This window comes from Pseudomonas sp. Marseille-Q7302, from assembly GCF_965111925.1.
Window position 1 is genome coordinate 2,677,176 of the sequence record NZ_CBCOPK010000001.1, and the last position, 14,126, is coordinate 2,691,301.

Annotated in this window: 13 protein-coding genes; 9 read left to right on the top strand and 4 right to left on the bottom strand. The window is 68.5% G+C overall.

What is annotated here, in order from left to right:
* Window positions 1-52 precede the first annotated feature (52 nt).
* From ACWPW1_RS12580 to ACWPW1_RS12595, 4 genes are all read left to right on the top strand, one after another.
* On the top strand, window positions 53-1,402 hold the full coding sequence (locus tag ACWPW1_RS12580) for a CitMHS family transporter (RefSeq protein ID WP_454253067.1): 1,350 nt from the start codon (window positions 53-55) through the stop codon (window positions 1,400-1,402).
* The gene (locus ACWPW1_RS12585) at window positions 1,403-2,755 is read left to right on the top strand and encodes an acyclic terpene utilization AtuA family protein (protein WP_454253068.1); all 1,353 of its coding nucleotides are present in this window, start codon (window positions 1,403-1,405) and stop codon (window positions 2,753-2,755) included.
* Entirely contained in the window at window positions 2,752-3,066 is a 315-nt protein-coding gene (locus tag ACWPW1_RS12590) for an AtuA-related protein (protein ID WP_313649091.1), read from the top strand. The genes ACWPW1_RS12585 and ACWPW1_RS12590 overlap by 4 nt, the downstream gene beginning before the upstream one ends.
* 378 nt (window positions 3,067-3,444) lie before the next feature.
* Window positions 3,445-3,726 (top strand): hypothetical protein, encoded by a 282-nt coding sequence (locus ACWPW1_RS12595; protein WP_454253069.1) that lies wholly within the window; start codon window positions 3,445-3,447, stop codon window positions 3,724-3,726.
* A gap of 60 nt (window positions 3,727-3,786) precedes the next feature.
* On the opposite strand, the gene ACWPW1_RS12600 is transcribed toward ACWPW1_RS12595, so the two are convergent.
* Both ACWPW1_RS12600 and ACWPW1_RS12605 read right to left on the bottom strand, forming a co-directional pair.
* Window positions 3,787-4,758, bottom strand: a complete 972-nt coding sequence (locus tag ACWPW1_RS12600; RefSeq protein WP_454253070.1) for an SDR family NAD(P)-dependent oxidoreductase — start codon at window positions 4,756-4,758, stop codon at window positions 3,787-3,789.
* 169 nt (window positions 4,759-4,927) lie between these two features.
* Window positions 4,928-6,811, bottom strand: coding sequence for a sigma-54-dependent Fis family transcriptional regulator (locus tag ACWPW1_RS12605; RefSeq protein ID WP_454253071.1), 1,884 nt, complete (start codon window positions 6,809-6,811; stop codon window positions 4,928-4,930).
* Between the two features lie 365 nt (window positions 6,812-7,176).
* On the opposite strand from ACWPW1_RS12605, the gene ACWPW1_RS12610 reads away from it, so the two are divergent.
* Genes ACWPW1_RS12610 through ACWPW1_RS12630 form a run of 5 tightly spaced genes read left to right on the top strand, consistent with a single transcriptional unit; the run spans window position 7,177 to window position 12,445 of the window.
* A complete protein-coding gene (locus tag ACWPW1_RS12610) occupies window positions 7,177-8,226 on the top strand; it encodes an ATP-NAD kinase family protein (protein ID WP_454253072.1) in 1,050 nt (349 codons plus the stop codon).
* Between the two features lies 1 nt (window position 8,227).
* Complete coding sequence (locus ACWPW1_RS12615) at window positions 8,228-9,205, top strand: thiamine pyrophosphate-dependent dehydrogenase E1 component subunit alpha (RefSeq protein ID WP_059315076.1); 978 nt, start codon at window positions 8,228-8,230, stop codon at window positions 9,203-9,205.
* A 25-nt stretch (window positions 9,206-9,230) separates the two neighbouring features.
* Entirely contained in the window at window positions 9,231-10,250 is a 1,020-nt protein-coding gene (locus tag ACWPW1_RS12620; protein ID WP_454253073.1) for an alpha-ketoacid dehydrogenase subunit beta, read from the top strand.
* Entirely contained in the window at window positions 10,247-11,368 is a 1,122-nt protein-coding gene (locus ACWPW1_RS12625; protein WP_454253074.1) for an acetoin dehydrogenase dihydrolipoyllysine-residue acetyltransferase subunit, read from the top strand. The genes ACWPW1_RS12620 and ACWPW1_RS12625 overlap by 4 nt, the downstream gene beginning before the upstream one ends.
* A 12-nt stretch (window positions 11,369-11,380) precedes the next feature.
* Window positions 11,381-12,445: a 2,3-butanediol dehydrogenase gene (locus ACWPW1_RS12630; RefSeq protein ID WP_454253075.1), complete on the top strand. Its 1,065-nt coding sequence runs from the start codon at window positions 11,381-11,383 to the stop codon at window positions 12,443-12,445.
* A 46-nt stretch (window positions 12,446-12,491) separates the two neighbouring features.
* Here ACWPW1_RS12630 and ACWPW1_RS12635 read toward each other — a convergent pair whose 3' ends face one another.
* Both ACWPW1_RS12635 and ACWPW1_RS12640 read right to left on the bottom strand, forming a co-directional pair.
* Window positions 12,492-13,070 (bottom strand): glutathione S-transferase family protein, encoded by a 579-nt coding sequence (locus tag ACWPW1_RS12635; protein WP_454253076.1) that lies wholly within the window; start codon window positions 13,068-13,070, stop codon window positions 12,492-12,494.
* Window positions 13,071-13,135: 65 nt separating this feature from the next.
* Window positions 13,136-14,098, bottom strand: coding sequence for a methyltransferase (locus ACWPW1_RS12640; RefSeq protein WP_454253918.1), 963 nt, complete (start codon window positions 14,096-14,098; stop codon window positions 13,136-13,138).
* Between the last annotated feature and the right edge of the window lie 28 nt (window positions 14,099-14,126).

Genomic DNA, 14,126 nt, shown 5'->3' on the forward strand with positions numbered 1-14,126 from the left:
TACAGGACGTCGGCCGTCTTCGAATACTGCGGGCACAACAACAAAACCTCCCGTGTGCCCGCTCGCCGCGCCACGGTCCAAGGAGTCCGCCATGCTCGCCCTGCTCGGTGTCGTCACCATTCTTGCGTTGCTCGTCGCGGTCATGAGCAAACGCGTTTCACCCCTGGTCGCCCTCATCGTCATCCCCATCGCCGCCGCCCTGATCGGTGGCTTCGGCCTGGGGACCAGCGCCTTCATCATCGCCGGGATCAAGGGCGTCGCCCCGGTGATCGGCATGTTCGTCTTCGCCATCCTGTTCTTCGGCATCATGACCGACGCCGGGATGCTCGATCCCATCATCGATCGCATCCTGCGCACCGTCGGCACCCGGCCGACGCGCATCGTCTGCGGCAGCGCCCTGCTCGCCCTGCTGGTGCACCTGGACGGCTCCGGCGCGGTGACCTTCCTGGTGACCATCCCCGCCATGCTGCCGCTCTATACCCGCCTGGGCCTGGATCGCCGCATCCTGGCCTGCGTCGCGGCCATGGCCGCCGGGGTCAACTTCCTGCCCTGGACCGGGCCGGTGCTGCGCTCGTCCGCCGCCCTGCATGTACCGGTGGCCGACCTGTTCCAGCCGCTGATCCCCGTGCAGCTGGTGGGCCTGGCCTTCGTCTTCGCCAGTGCCTGGTGGCTTGGGCGCCGCGAGGAGAAGCGCCTGACCCTGGCCGGCCAGGCGCCCTGGCTGGACGCCAGTGGCGCGGGCGCTGCGCCGGAGCGGGTACTCAGCGACGCCGAGCGCGCCCTGCGCCGCCCTGGGCGTTTCTGGATCAATCTGCTGCTGACCCTGGTAGTGATGGGTGTGATGATCGCCGGCTGGGTCGATCCGGTGGTGATGTTCATGCTCGGCACCGTGGCCGCGCTGTGCCTGAACTACCCTTCGGTGGACGCTCAGAAGGCGCGGATCGACGCCCACGCCAAGACCGCCCTGACCATGGCCAGCATCCTCTTCGCCGCCGGCGTCTTCACCGGCATCATGCAGGGCAGCGGCATGCTCAAGGCCATGGCCCAGGTGGCGGTGGCCGGCATCCCGGCCGGGCATGGCCAACTGATCCCGGCGGTGGTGGGCTTCCTGTCCATGCCGCTGAGCCTGCTGTTCGATCCGGATTCCTTCTACTTCGGCGTCATGCCGGTGATCGCCGAGGTCGGCCGCAACCTGGGTGTCGACCCAGTGCAGGTGGCCCAGGCCTCGCTGCTCGGGGTGCACACCACCGGCTTCCCGGTCAGCCCCCTGACCCCGGCGACCTTCCTGCTGGTGGGCCTGTGCAAGCTGGACCTCGCCGATCACCAGCGCTTCACCATCCCCTTCCTGTTCGCGGCCTCGGTCCTGATGACCCTGACCGCCCTGCTCCTGGGAGTCTTCTAGATGACCCGTCTCCTTCGCATCGGCTGCGGCGCCGGCTATTCCGGTGATCGCATCGAACCCGCCGTGGAGCTGGCCGAGCATGGCCGCCTCGACTACCTGGTGTTCGAATGCCTGGCCGAACGCACCATCGCCCTGGCGCAACAGGCGCGACTCGCCGATCCCGAGGCCGGCTTCGATCCGCTGCTGGAGGCGCGGATGCGGCGCATCCTGCCACTGCTGCGCCAGGCGGACCGTCCGCGCCTGCGGGTGATCACCAACATGGGCGCCGCCAACCCGACCGCCGCGGCGCGCAAGGTCGCCGCCCTGGCCCGGGAGCTGGGCGTCACAGGGCTGAAGATCGCCGCGGTAGCCGGCGACGATGTGCTGGCCCAGCTGCCGGCCGACGCCCTGCTGGACAATGGCCAGACCCTGGCCGAACTGAGCGACCGGGTGATCTCGGCCAACGCCTACCTGGGGGTGGACGGTATCGTCCAGGCCCTGGAAGCGGATGCCGATATCATCGTCACCGGCCGGGTAGCCGATCCCTCGCTGTTTCTCGCCCCCCTGGTGCACGAGTTTGGCTGGGCCGCGGATGACTGGGAGCGCCGCGGACGTGGCACCCTGGTCGGCCACCTGCTGGAATGCGCCGGTCAGGTCACTGGCGGCTACTTCGCCGACCCGGGCTACAAGGACGTTCCGGACCTCGCCCGCCTTGGGTTTCCCCTGGCGGAAGTAGACGCCGATGGCCACGCCACCCTTACCAAGGTGGCCGGTTCCGGCGGCTACGTGACCCCGGCGACCTGCACCGAGCAGTTGCTTTACGAAGTGCATGATCCAGCCGCCTACCTGACCCCGGACGTGACGGCCGATTTTTCTGGTGTCGCGCTACAGCAAGCGGGCCCGGACCGGGTCGCCGTGAGCGGCGCTCGTGGCACCGCGCGGCCGGACCAGCTCAAGGTGTCGGTGGGCTATCGCGATGGCTGGCACGGTGAGGGTCAGCTCTCCTACGCGGGTCCCGGCGCCGTCGCCCGCGCCCGACTGGCCGCTGCCGTGGTACGCGAGCGTTTGCAACTCTGCGGCGTACCGGTCGAAGAGCTGCGCTGTGAGCTGATCGGCTGCGACGCTCTCCATGGAGAGACGCTTGCTGCCCGGGCGACCGGCGAACCCTGGGAGGTACGGCTGCGAATAGTTGGCCGCTGCGCCACCCGCGCGGCGGCAGTGCAGATCGGCAACGAGGTGGAAACCCTCTATACCAATGGCCCAGCGGGCGGCGGCGGTGCGACCAAGGCGGTGCGCGAGGTCATCGCCGTGGCTTCGCTGCTCTGGCCCCGAACCGCCGTCACCCCCACCCTGGATCTGGAGACGCTGCCATGAAAGTACGCGAGATTGCCCACGTCCGTACCGGCGACAAGGGGGACACCTCGAACATGGCGGTGATCGCCTATCGTCGGGAAGATTTCGACCGCCTGCGCCAGGCCCTTACCGCCGAACGGGTCGCGGCCTGGTTTGCCGACAGTCGCCCGACCGATGCCGCGCCCGTCCGCCGCTACGAGTTGCCGGCCCTGGGCGCGCTGAACTTCGTGCTGCCAGGCGCGTTGCGCGGGGGCGTCACCCGCTCCCTGGCCCTGGACGCCCATGGCAAGGGCCTGGGCGCAGCCCTGCTGGACCTGGAACTGGACGACTGATCAGGCGCGGCGCGATACCCAGCCTGGCGCGCCAACCTCGCTGCCCGGCAGCGTCGTCAACAGCGGGGATTCCGTATCGAGTGACACCTGGGCCCCCTTGTGCTGAAGGATCGAAGCTCGCCCTGTCACGAAGCTGCCATCAGTCCCCAGCAAGCTGGGGTCCCTGATCGCACCCGTGGCCGAGGCCGCCTGATGGATAACCGCCGCGCTCCTCACTTGCTCAGTTCGCCCGGTATCACTCGACGTCCCTGCCTAATCACCACGGCTGAACGCTGCCTTGCGCCGCAGGCACGGATCCAGCGCATCGCCGATGCCACGCAATGCCTGGTCGCACTCGGTCATGAGCGAATCCTGCTGGTTTCAATGGCGGAGCGAGCCATGGCACTGGCGGACGCCGAGTTGCAGGGACACTGCCAGATCATGCTTGCAGCCGGCCTGCCGCTCTTGCCCCGTCTGGAACTCGATGAGGCAGGCGAGCCAGTCTGGCCGGAGCTCACGACCTTGCTTGCAGAGGTCGCCCCCACCGCCTTGCTGTGCACTCAGCACGCACTGGTGGCAAGACTCAGAAGCGCCCTGCACCAGCACGCCGGACTGCTGGGCTCTGTGCTCGTCGTGGGGCCAGGGACCAGCGACCCGCAGGGAGGTACGACCTGGCATTGACCCCGTGGAGACATCTGGAAGCACCAGCCCCAACCAGACGTCTGCCGATTCTTTCCTCGCTCAGAAATTCGAACCCCGGATGCCCTGCCCGGCCTGATCGGGCTGCTGCAGGTTGCCCGAGGTATCGGCCTTGACCGCGTTCCAGTCGATCTCGGCGCGCTGCACCGCATCGGCCGTGAAGCGTTCGTTGAGTTCCGGCGCCAGGCGATGGCCCCAGTAGGCCATCTTCGCCTTGTAACCCACGGTGATTTCCTTTTGTGGTTGCAGCAGCGCCTTGACGATGGCCTGGACCGCCTTGTCCGGTGCGTCCTTGGTCGGCAGATCGGGACGGTGGCCGGTATAGGTGGCCGCATGGCCCCAGATCGGGGTATCCAGCGCCCAGGGCAGCACCGTCGACAGCTGGATGTTGGGCTGCCGACCACGCCGCAGTTCCTGCTGGAGCACACGGCCGAGGCTGAGCACCGCGGCCTTGGACGCCGAATAGGAGGCCTGGTAGGCATGGGGAATCTCCCCGTCGACCGACGCCACGTTGACCAGCCGGCCATAACCCTGGCGGCGGAAGCGCTGCATGGCCAGGTGGGTGCCGATGACCACGCCTTTGACATTGGTATCCAACAGACGCAGGTGGTCGTCCAGCGGGATCTCTTCGAAGCGACCCACCGCGACGACGCCGGCATTGTTGATCCAGCCGTCGATACGACCGAAGCGCTGCTCGGCCTGCTCGGCCAGGGCATTCATCTGCGCCACGTCGGCGACGTCGGTCGGCACCACCAGGGCAGCGACGCCTAGCGCCTGCACCTCCACCGCCAGGGCTTCGAGTGCTTCGGTCCGCCGTGCGGCCAGCACCAGATTGGCACCACGCTGGGCCAGCGCCAGGGCCACACCGCGACCGACGCCACTGGAAGCGCCGGTGACGACGATGGTCCGGCCGAGCAGCTGCTGGCGATCAGGCCGCTCGGAACGCCGGGACGAGGTGCGGTTCAGCAGGGCCAGGGCGGCAGGCAGGGCAAGTAACAGTGGCAGGGTACGCATCAGGGGTCTTCCTCGGGTCTGTGTCTGAGGTGTGACCCGCAGGCGACCGCGGTAACGTCCCGCTTGGGACGACCGGGGCCTGGCACGACGACGGCAACCGCTTCGCTTGATCGGCGAGATCGCCGCGCCAGGGCAGCCGCCATGCTCCATGACCGTTCGGCGGAAGACTTCAGTCTTCTGGCTGGCGATGCGGCATGACGATGCCATGCAGCTTGAGCCGCCGATAGAGGGTGGCCCGGGACATACCCAGCGCTCGGGCAGCAGGAACGGCCTTCCAACGGTGCCGCACCAGCGCGGCGAGGATCAATCGCCGTTCAGGGCTATCGACCTGTGGCTGTGGCTCCGTGGACAGCGGCACGTCTAACCCCAGGCTGGCCGGCAGGTGATCGAGGGTGATGAGGGCACCGTCGCAGAGCGCACAGGCGTAACGCAGCACATTGCGCAGCTCGCGCACGTTGCCCGGCCAGTCGTGAGCGAGGATGGCCTCTTGCACCTGGGGTGCCATTTCCGGGATGGCACCGCTATCGCGCTCCTCCGCCAGCAGGTGCTGCGCCAGGGCCAAACGGTCGGCGCGTTCACGCAGCGGTGGCAGCTGGAAGACGGCGCCGTTTAAGCGATAGAGCAAGTCTTCACGAAACAGGCCGGCCGCGACCCGTTCGCCGAGATCCCGATGGGTAGCGCAGACCAGACGGACGTCCACCCGCCGTGGCTGGGCGCTGCCCACCGGCAGCACCTCGCCCTCGGCCAGCACGCGCAGCAGGCGAGTCTGCAGGACCAGGGGCATGTCGCCGATCTCGTCGAGAAACAGCGTGCCGCCATCGGCCGCCACGATCAGGCCGTCGCGGCCCTGGCGCTGGGCCCCGGTAAAGGCACCGGCCGCGTGGCCGAACAGCTCGCTCTCGATCAGGCTCTCCGGCAGCGCCGCGCAGTTGAGGGCGACGAAGGGCCGTCCTGCGCGATCACCGCCCTCGTGCAAGGCGCGGGCAAAGACCTCCTTGCCAGTACCTGTCTCACCCGTGACCAGGATCGGCAGGCCGTGGCGATAGAGGCGCTGGCCAGTCTGTAGTGCTTGGCTGATCCGTGGTTCCTGTTCCGGCTCAGCCTCGAGCTGGGCGCGAACCAGGGGAATGACCACGCCCGCACGCTGGCGCGGCGCCCGCACCCGGGCATGGAAGTGCGCTTCGCCCAGGCGCAGGGGTTCGCCATAGTCCTCCTGTAGCCGCGCCGAGGCGTCGCGACCGAACAACTCGTCGAGGCGCTGCGGCAGATAGCCCAGCTGGCCCAGGCAGAGCTGTCGGGCCGGACGATTCAGACCGGTCAGGCGACCGCTGGCATCCCAGGCGAGCAGAAATTCCGGCTGGGTGTCCAGGTAGCTGGCCTGGGCATGGCCGCAGAGCACCCAGTCCCCCCGGGCACTGTGCATGAAGTAGGCATTCTCGATGCGCTGGGCGCTGTCACGGGTGAATTGCTGGATCAGCAACTGGCTGCGGCGATCGTCCGGCGAGCGTGGCGCCGACACGTCCAGCACTCCGAGCAACTCGCCACCCGGGGCGAACACCGGCGCGGCGGTACAGGTCAGGCCGGTGAAGGCCACGCGGAAGTGATCGGCCTTGTGCACCGTCACTGGTGCCCGGTCGGTCAGCACCGCGGCCACGCCGCAGGTGCCCTCCTCCTGCTCGGACCAGCAGGTCCCCAGGTAGAGTCCGGCGCGGCGGCATTCCTCATCGAGCCGATCGCTGACCCGGTAGTCCAGGGTATGGCCCTGGGCGTCAGCCAGCAGCACGCAGTAGTCGGCGGCCTCGACCCGCCCATGCAGGGCCGCGAGTTCGCCGTCGGCCACGCGCAGGAAGTCTTCGGCGGCCTGCTGGTGCTGGCGCAATTCGTAGCGCGAGAGGATGCGCGGGCCCCGCAGGCTGCCCGGGTCGAGCTGATACTGCTCGAAGGAGCGCCGCCAGGAATCGAGGATGCGCCCGGGCGGACTGGCCGCGCGCAGCGGGGCGCGCAGGGCCTGGTCGATGGCGCGGGCGTGATAGCGGGCCTGGGTAGACAACATGGGCGTCTCTCCCTGAATTCCGGTCATGGCATGGAAGGCCGGTCATTGTTCTGCCCTTCATTTAGCGCTCCCCGGGCGCTGGCTTCAAGTCCGCCGCTCCGTGAGACGAATCGTCTCAGCGTCTCGCTGTTCCGCCATCGCTCTGAGACGAGCGGGCTCGTCCAGCCGCTCCCGACCAGACCGCTCCAGGTGCCTGCAGCCCGCGCCAGGCCTGACCCGCGAGGGATCGACGCCAACCTGGCACCGGCCTTGCTCTGGGCTCTGCGACGCTCCCATGACAACGACAAGAGGGCCAGCCCCATGAGCGCATCGCGGTATAGCAGAGCGGCTCCCATGACGGGCGACCTGGCACTCCGGAGCCCGTCATGCCCATAACCGTTGGCATCCTGCCCAACCCGGCCTCGGGCCGTGACCTGCGGCGGCTGACCGGTAATGCCGCCCTGACCTCCAGCACCGACAAGGCCGGGGTGGTGATGCGCCTGCTGGCCGCCTTTGGCGCCACCGGCGTGGAGCGGGTGCTGCTGCCGCCGGACATGACCGGCATCGCTGCCGCCGTGCTCAAGGCCAGCAGCAGCCGTCAGGCCCGCGAGCAGCACTGGCCGGAGCTGGTGTTTCTCGATCTGCCGCTCACGCAAACGGTGGATGACACCCGCCGTGCCGCCAGGGCCTTGCAGGCCCAGGGCGCCCGGGTGATCGCCGTGCTCGGCGGCGACGGCACCCACAAGGCGGTCGCCGCCGAGGTGGGCGACCTGCCGCTGCTGACCCTCTCCACCGGCACCAACAACGCCTTTCCGGAATTGCGTGAGGCCACCAGCGCGGGGCTGGCCGGCGGCCTGGTCGCGGCCGGCCGGGTCGACCCGGCGCTCGCGCTGCGGCGCAACAAGCGGCTGCGGGTGGAAGTGCCCGAGCGCGGCATTCGCGACTGGGCGCTGGTGGACGTGGCGGTCTGTCGCCAGACCTATATCGGTGCCCGCGCGGTGACCCAGGTGGAGGATCTCGCGGAGGTTTTCACCACCTTCGCCGAGCCCTGGGCCATCGGCCTGTCGGCCTTGTGCGGCCTCTGGCATCCGGTCGCGCGCAGCGCCCCCCATGGCGGCTGGGTACGGCTGGAGCCGGAGGCCCCGGCGCAACTGACCGTTCCCCTCGCCCCTGGCGTGCTGGCCCAGGCCGGCATCGCCGCCAGTGGCCTGCTCCTGCCCGGCGAACCCCGGGCGCTGTCGCTGGCCACCGGCACCCTGGCGCTGGACGGCGAGCGGGAAATCGAATTCGGCCCCGAGGAGCGTCCGCAGGTGACGCTGGACCTCGACGGCCCCCTGAGCATCGACGTGGAGCGGGTATTGGAACTGGCGGCGCAGCAGCGCCTGCTGGTCCGGCGCCTGCCCGCGTCGGCCCTCGGCAATCCTGGAGAACAATAAGATGAGCGAGAACCCCAGCGTCGAAAACCTGAGCCATGCCTACCGGGTGATGCGCACCATCCGCGCCTTCGAGGAGCGGCTGCACGTGGAATTCGCCACCGGCGAAATTCCCGGCTTCGTCCACCTCTATGCCGGCGAGGAGGCCTCGGCCGCCGGTGTCATGGCCCACCTGGGCCACGAGGACAGCATCGCCTCCACCCACCGCGGCCACGGCCACTGCATCGCCAAGGGCGTGGACGTCTACGGCATGATGGCCGAGATCTACGGCAAGAAGACCGGGGTCTGCCAGGGCAAGGGCGGCTCCATGCACATCGCCGATCTGGAAAAGGGCATGCTCGGTGCCAACGGCATCGTTGGGGCTGGCGCACCCCTCGCCGCAGGTGCCGCCCTGGCGGCCAAGCTCAAGGGCAGCGACGCGGTGGCCGTGGCCTTCTTCGGTGACGGCGGCTCCAACGAGGGCGCGGTATTCGAGGCCATGAACCTGGCCTCGGTGTGGAACCTGCCGTGCATCTTCGTCGCCGAGAACAATGGCTACGCCGAGGCCACCGCCGCCAACTGGTCGGTGGCTTGCGACCACATCGCCGACCGCGCCGCCGGCTTCGGCATGCCCGGCGTGACGGTTGACGGCTTCGACTTCTTCGCCGTCCATGAGGCCGCCGCGGCCGCCGTGGCCCGTGCCCGGGCCGGCGAAGGTCCCTCGCTGATCGAGGTGAAGTTCACCCGTTACTTCGGCCACTTCGAAGGTGATGCCCAGACCTATCGCGATCCGGACGAGGTCAAGCAGGCCCGGGAGCAGCGCGACTGCCTGATGCAGTTCCGCGAGCGGGTGACGCGCTCCGGCCAGCTCCAGCCCGCCCTGCTCGACAGCATCGACCAGGAGGTGGAACAGCTCATCGAAGACGCCGTGCGCAAGGCCAAGGCCGATCCCAAGCCCGGCCCGGAAGACCTGCTCACCGACGTCTACGTCACCTACGCCTGATCGGAAAACAACAAGGAGCGCCACCATGGCCAGAAAGATCAGCTACCAGCAAGCCATCAACGAAGCCCTGGAACAGGAGATGCGCCGCGACCCTACCGTCTTCCTCATGGGCGAAGACAACGCCGGCGGGGCCGGAGCGCCTGGCGAGCAGGACGCCTGGGGCGGCGTGCTCGGGGTCACCAAGGGCCTCTACCACAAGTTTCCCGGACGGGTGCTGGACACCCCGCTGTCGGAGATCGGCTACGTCGGCGCGGCGGTAGGCGCCGCCGCCCGAGGCACCCGGCCGGTGTGCGAACTGATGTTCGTCGACTTCGCCGGCTGCTGCCTGGACCAGATCCTCAACCAGGCGGCCAAATTCCGCTACATGTTCGGCGGCAAGGCGGTCACCCCGCTGGTCCTGCGGACCATGGTCGGCGCGGGCCTCCGCGCCGCGGCCCAGCATTCGCAGATGCTGACCTCCTGGTGGACCCATATCCCCGGCCTCAAGGTGGTCTGCCCGGCCACCCCCTACGATGCCAAGGGCCTGCTGATCCAGGCCATCCGCGACAACGACCCGGTGATCTTCTGCGAGCACAAGCTGCTCTACGGGATGCAGGGCGAGGTGCCCGAGGAGTCCTACGCCATCCCCTTCGGCGAGGCCAGCTTCCTGCGTGAAGGCGACGACGTCAGCCTCATCACCTATGGCCGCATGGTGCACCTGGCCATAGAGGCCGCTGCCAACCTGGCGCGCCAGGGCGTTTCCTGCGAGGTGCTGGACCTGCGCACCACCAGCCCGCTGGATCGCGACAGCATCCTGGAAAGCGTCGAGAAGACCGGCCGCGCGGTGGTCATCGACGAGGCCAATCCGCGCTGCTCGGTGGCCACCGACATCGCCGCCCTGCTCGCCGAACAGGCCTTCGATGACCTGCGCGCCCCGGTGCAACTGGTCACGGCGCCGCACACCCCGGTGCCCTTTTCCGATGCCCTGGAAGACCTCTACATCCCCGACGCGGCCAAGATCGAGCGCGCCGTGCTGAAGATCACCCAAGGGAGGCAGGCCGCATGAGCCAGATCCATACCCTGACCATGCCCAAGTGGGGCCTGTCCATGAGCGAAGGCCGGGTCAACGCCTGGCTCAAGGCCGAAGGCGACAGCATCACCAAGGGCGACGAGGTGCTCGACGTCGAGACCGACAAGATCAGCAGCAGCGTGGAGGCGCCCTTCTCCGGTACCCTGCGCCGCTGCCTGGCGCGCGAGGACGAGACCCTGGCGGTAGGCGCCCTGCTGGCCATCGTGGTGGAAGGCGAAGCCAGCGACGCCGAGATCGAGGCGGTGATCGCGCGCTTCCAGGAAGACTTCGTACCCGGTGGCGAAGACGCCGCCGACGCCGGTCCCCAGGCGCAGCGCATCGAGCTCGACGGGCGGCCGCTGCGCTATCTGGAACGCGGCGAAGGCGGCCTGCCGCTGGTGCTGATCCACGGCTTCTCCGGCGATCTGGACAACTGGCTGTTCAACCACGAGGCCCTGGCCGCCGAACGCCGGGTGGTCGCCCTGGACCTGCCTGGCCATGGTCAGTCCGGCAAGGGCCTGGCCACCGGGGACCTTGCCGAGCTAAGCGCTGCGGTGCTGGCTCTGCTTGACCATCTGGACATCCCCCGCGCCGTGCTCGTCGGCCACTCCATGGGCGGCGCCGTGGCCTTGCAGCTGGCGCAGACGGCGCCGCAGCGGGTTGCCGGCCTGGTGCTGATCGGCAGCGCCGGGCTGGGCCAGGACATCAATGGCGCCTACCTGGAAGGCTTCGTCGCCGCCACCAGTCGCAACCAGCTCAAGGGGCCGGTCAGCCTGCTGTTCAGCGATCCCGGCCTGGTCACCCGGCCACTGCTGGAGGACCTGCTCAAGTACAAGCGCCTGGAAGGGGTGGACCAGGCCCTGAATCGACTGGCCGGCACGCTCTTCCCCAATGGCCAGCAGGCCCAGGTGCTGCGCCAGGTACTCGAAGGCGATCTGCCCGCCCTGGTGATCTGGGGCAAGGCCGACGCCATCATTCCGGTCCAGCATGCCCAAGGCCTGCCGGAAACCGTTCAGGTCGAGATCCTGGAGGGCCAGGGCCATATGGTGCAGATGGAGGCCGCGGACCGGGTCAATGCCCTGATCCAGGCCTTCCTGCCCCGCTGCGAACGCTAGAGGAGCCTCACGATGAAAGCAGCCCGTTTCCATGCCGCCCGCGACATCCGGGTGGAAGACGTCCCGGCTCCCGGCGAGCCGGGCCCTACCCAGGTCCTGGTGAAAAACCAGTTCTGCGGGATCTGCGGCACCGATCTGCACGAATACCTTGGCGGTCCCATCTTCATTCCCACCGCGCCGCACAGCTACACCGGCGGTAAGGTGCCGCAGATCCTTGGCCACGAGTATTCCGGCGTGGTGGAGGCCGTGGGCAGCCAGGTGACAGCGGTGAAACCCGGTGACCGGGTCTCCATCCAGCCCATGGTCTCGCCACGCGACGACTACTACGGCCGCCGCGGCCAGTACCAGCTCAGCGAACAGCTGGCCATCATCGGCCTGTCCCATCCCTGGGGCGGCATGGCCGAGTACTCCCTGGTGGAGGACTACAACGCCATCCCCATGCCGGACGACCTCAGCACCGAGCATGCGGCGCTGATCGAGCCCACGGCGGTGACCGTCTATGCCACCCACCGGGGCGGCGTGAAGCCCGGCGACAGCGTGCTGGTCGCCGGCGCCGGGCCCATCGGCCAGTTGCAGGTCCTGGCCGCCCGCGCGGCGGGTGCCACCCGGATCTTCCTGGTGGACCTAAACGACAACCGCCTGGAGATGGCTCACCGCCTGATGGAGGGGCTCATCACCCTGAATCCCGGTAGCACCGATGTGCTGCGCGAGATCCGCGCCCGGACGGCGGGGGGCGTGGGGGTGGATGTGGCCTTCGAATGCGTGGGTGCCGAGGCGCCACTGGGACTGTGCCTGGAAGCCGTGCGGCGCCAGGGCGTGGTGGTCCAGGTGGGGATGCAGGGCAAGCCACCGGCGCTGGATGGCTTCACCCTGACCTACAAGGACGTCGACCTGCGCGGCTCCTGGTGCTACTCCACGCTGATGTGGCCCCAGGTGGCAGCCCTGATCGCCAGCGGCCAGCTACCGGCAGAGAAGGTCGTGACCCGCCATATCGCACTGGACGACGTGGTGGAACAGGGCTTCGAGGCTTTGCTGGACAAGGCCGGGACCCAGCTGAAGATCCTGATCGAGCTCTAGCGCTTACCACGCGGTCGGCGGGGGCCGCCGCGTGGGCTTTTACGCCTTACTGGAAGGTCGTCGCGGCAAAGCTGGGGCGCGCCATGAGCCGCCGGTGAAAGGCCACCAGCCGTGTGCGGCCCGCCCAGTCGATCTCTGGCAGGCGAAAGCTCAGGTAGTCCAGGCCGACGGCTACGAGGCAATGGCTGAAATCGAGGTCTTCCGCGTCACGCTCCGGATGTTCTTCCAGGCGCGCCAGCAGGCGCTCGATGGCTGCCAGCCGCCGTGCGCCGAGCACGGACCCATCCTGGCTCGTACCGCCATGCTTGCGGGCGATGACGGTACCGAAGGCCGCGTCGATCAGGCCCTGTCCCAGACCAGCCAGTTGCAGGCGTTCGGCCGCAAGCGGACCGCCGCCTGCCCGCTGATGCAGATAGACACAGATCAGCAGGGTCTCGCTGAGGGCGATACCCTCTTCAGTGATCAGCACCGGCACCTTGTTGACCGGGTTGGCGGCCAACAGCTGCGCGTCTTCGTTCCAGGGGTCGCTCCATACCAGTTCCAGTCGATCGCCAAAGCCGGCTTCGAGGGCGGTGAGGCGCGCGACGCGGGCATAGGGCGAGGTCTGGTTCAGCAGCAATTGCATGGTCGACTCCTAGACACGAGCGGGCGGTGAAAGGGGCCCACAAGTGTAGCCGCTCCCGAGCGCCTTCAGCGCGGCCGGGTCACGGTCAGGACGACGGCGGCGATGCGATCGGTATGGGCATAGACCCCTGCCTCCAGCTCTTCACCGAAGACATCCGGATCGAGTTCGCGATAGCGCCAGGCCATGTCATGGCCGTCCAGGCGGGTGCGGACTTCTTCGAGGAAGGGATCTCGACCGTCGACCATGGCGACACCGGTATAGAGCAGCAAGGTGCCGCCCGGTGCCAGGCGCTGCAGCGCCGTGTCGAGGATGGCCAGGGACAGGCCAGCCCCAAGGGGACCGCCGCCATGGCGATAGGCGCGCTCGCCGGGATCGACCAGATAAGGGGGATTGGACAGGATGAAATCGAAGTCACCCGCCACATCGTTCAGCAGGTTGCTGTAGCGCGCGCTGACATTGTCGGCACCGGCCAGCTCGGCATTGACCCGGGTCAGCGCCAGGGCGCGCTCGTTGATATCCACCGCCAGCACCTCGGCATCGGGCCGCGCCAGGGCGACCAGGATGGCACCCGGACCGGCGCCGCTGCCGATGTCCACGGCGCGGCGGATGTCAGCGGTGTCGAAGCGCAGCTGGGCTTCCAAGGCATTGGCGTAGCGATAGGTGTCGGGGCCGAAGAACACCGCATCGGCATCTTCGGTGGGATAGGCGGAATGCACGAACAGCTGGTCGCCCAGGCTCGATACCCGCACCCGGCTACGCCAGCCGCCCGGCACCGCGGTCAGCAGCTCGGCCGCCGCCAGGGTATCGACGAGAGATCCGGGCAGCAGCTCGGGGGAAAACGGCCGGCTCCAGCCGAAGATGCCCTGCAGATCCTGTGCCCAGGCATTGCCGGGCCGGGCATTGACCCGCGCGTGAGAGGCCGGGGTGGGCGTGATGAAGTGATAGTCCGCCGCACGCAGCGTCTCGATCAGGAGTTTCAGGGCAGCGGCCGCGTCAGGGCTGGTCGCGGTACGTTCGGGATGTTCCATGGCCGTCACGGGTGGTTCCTTCAATGAC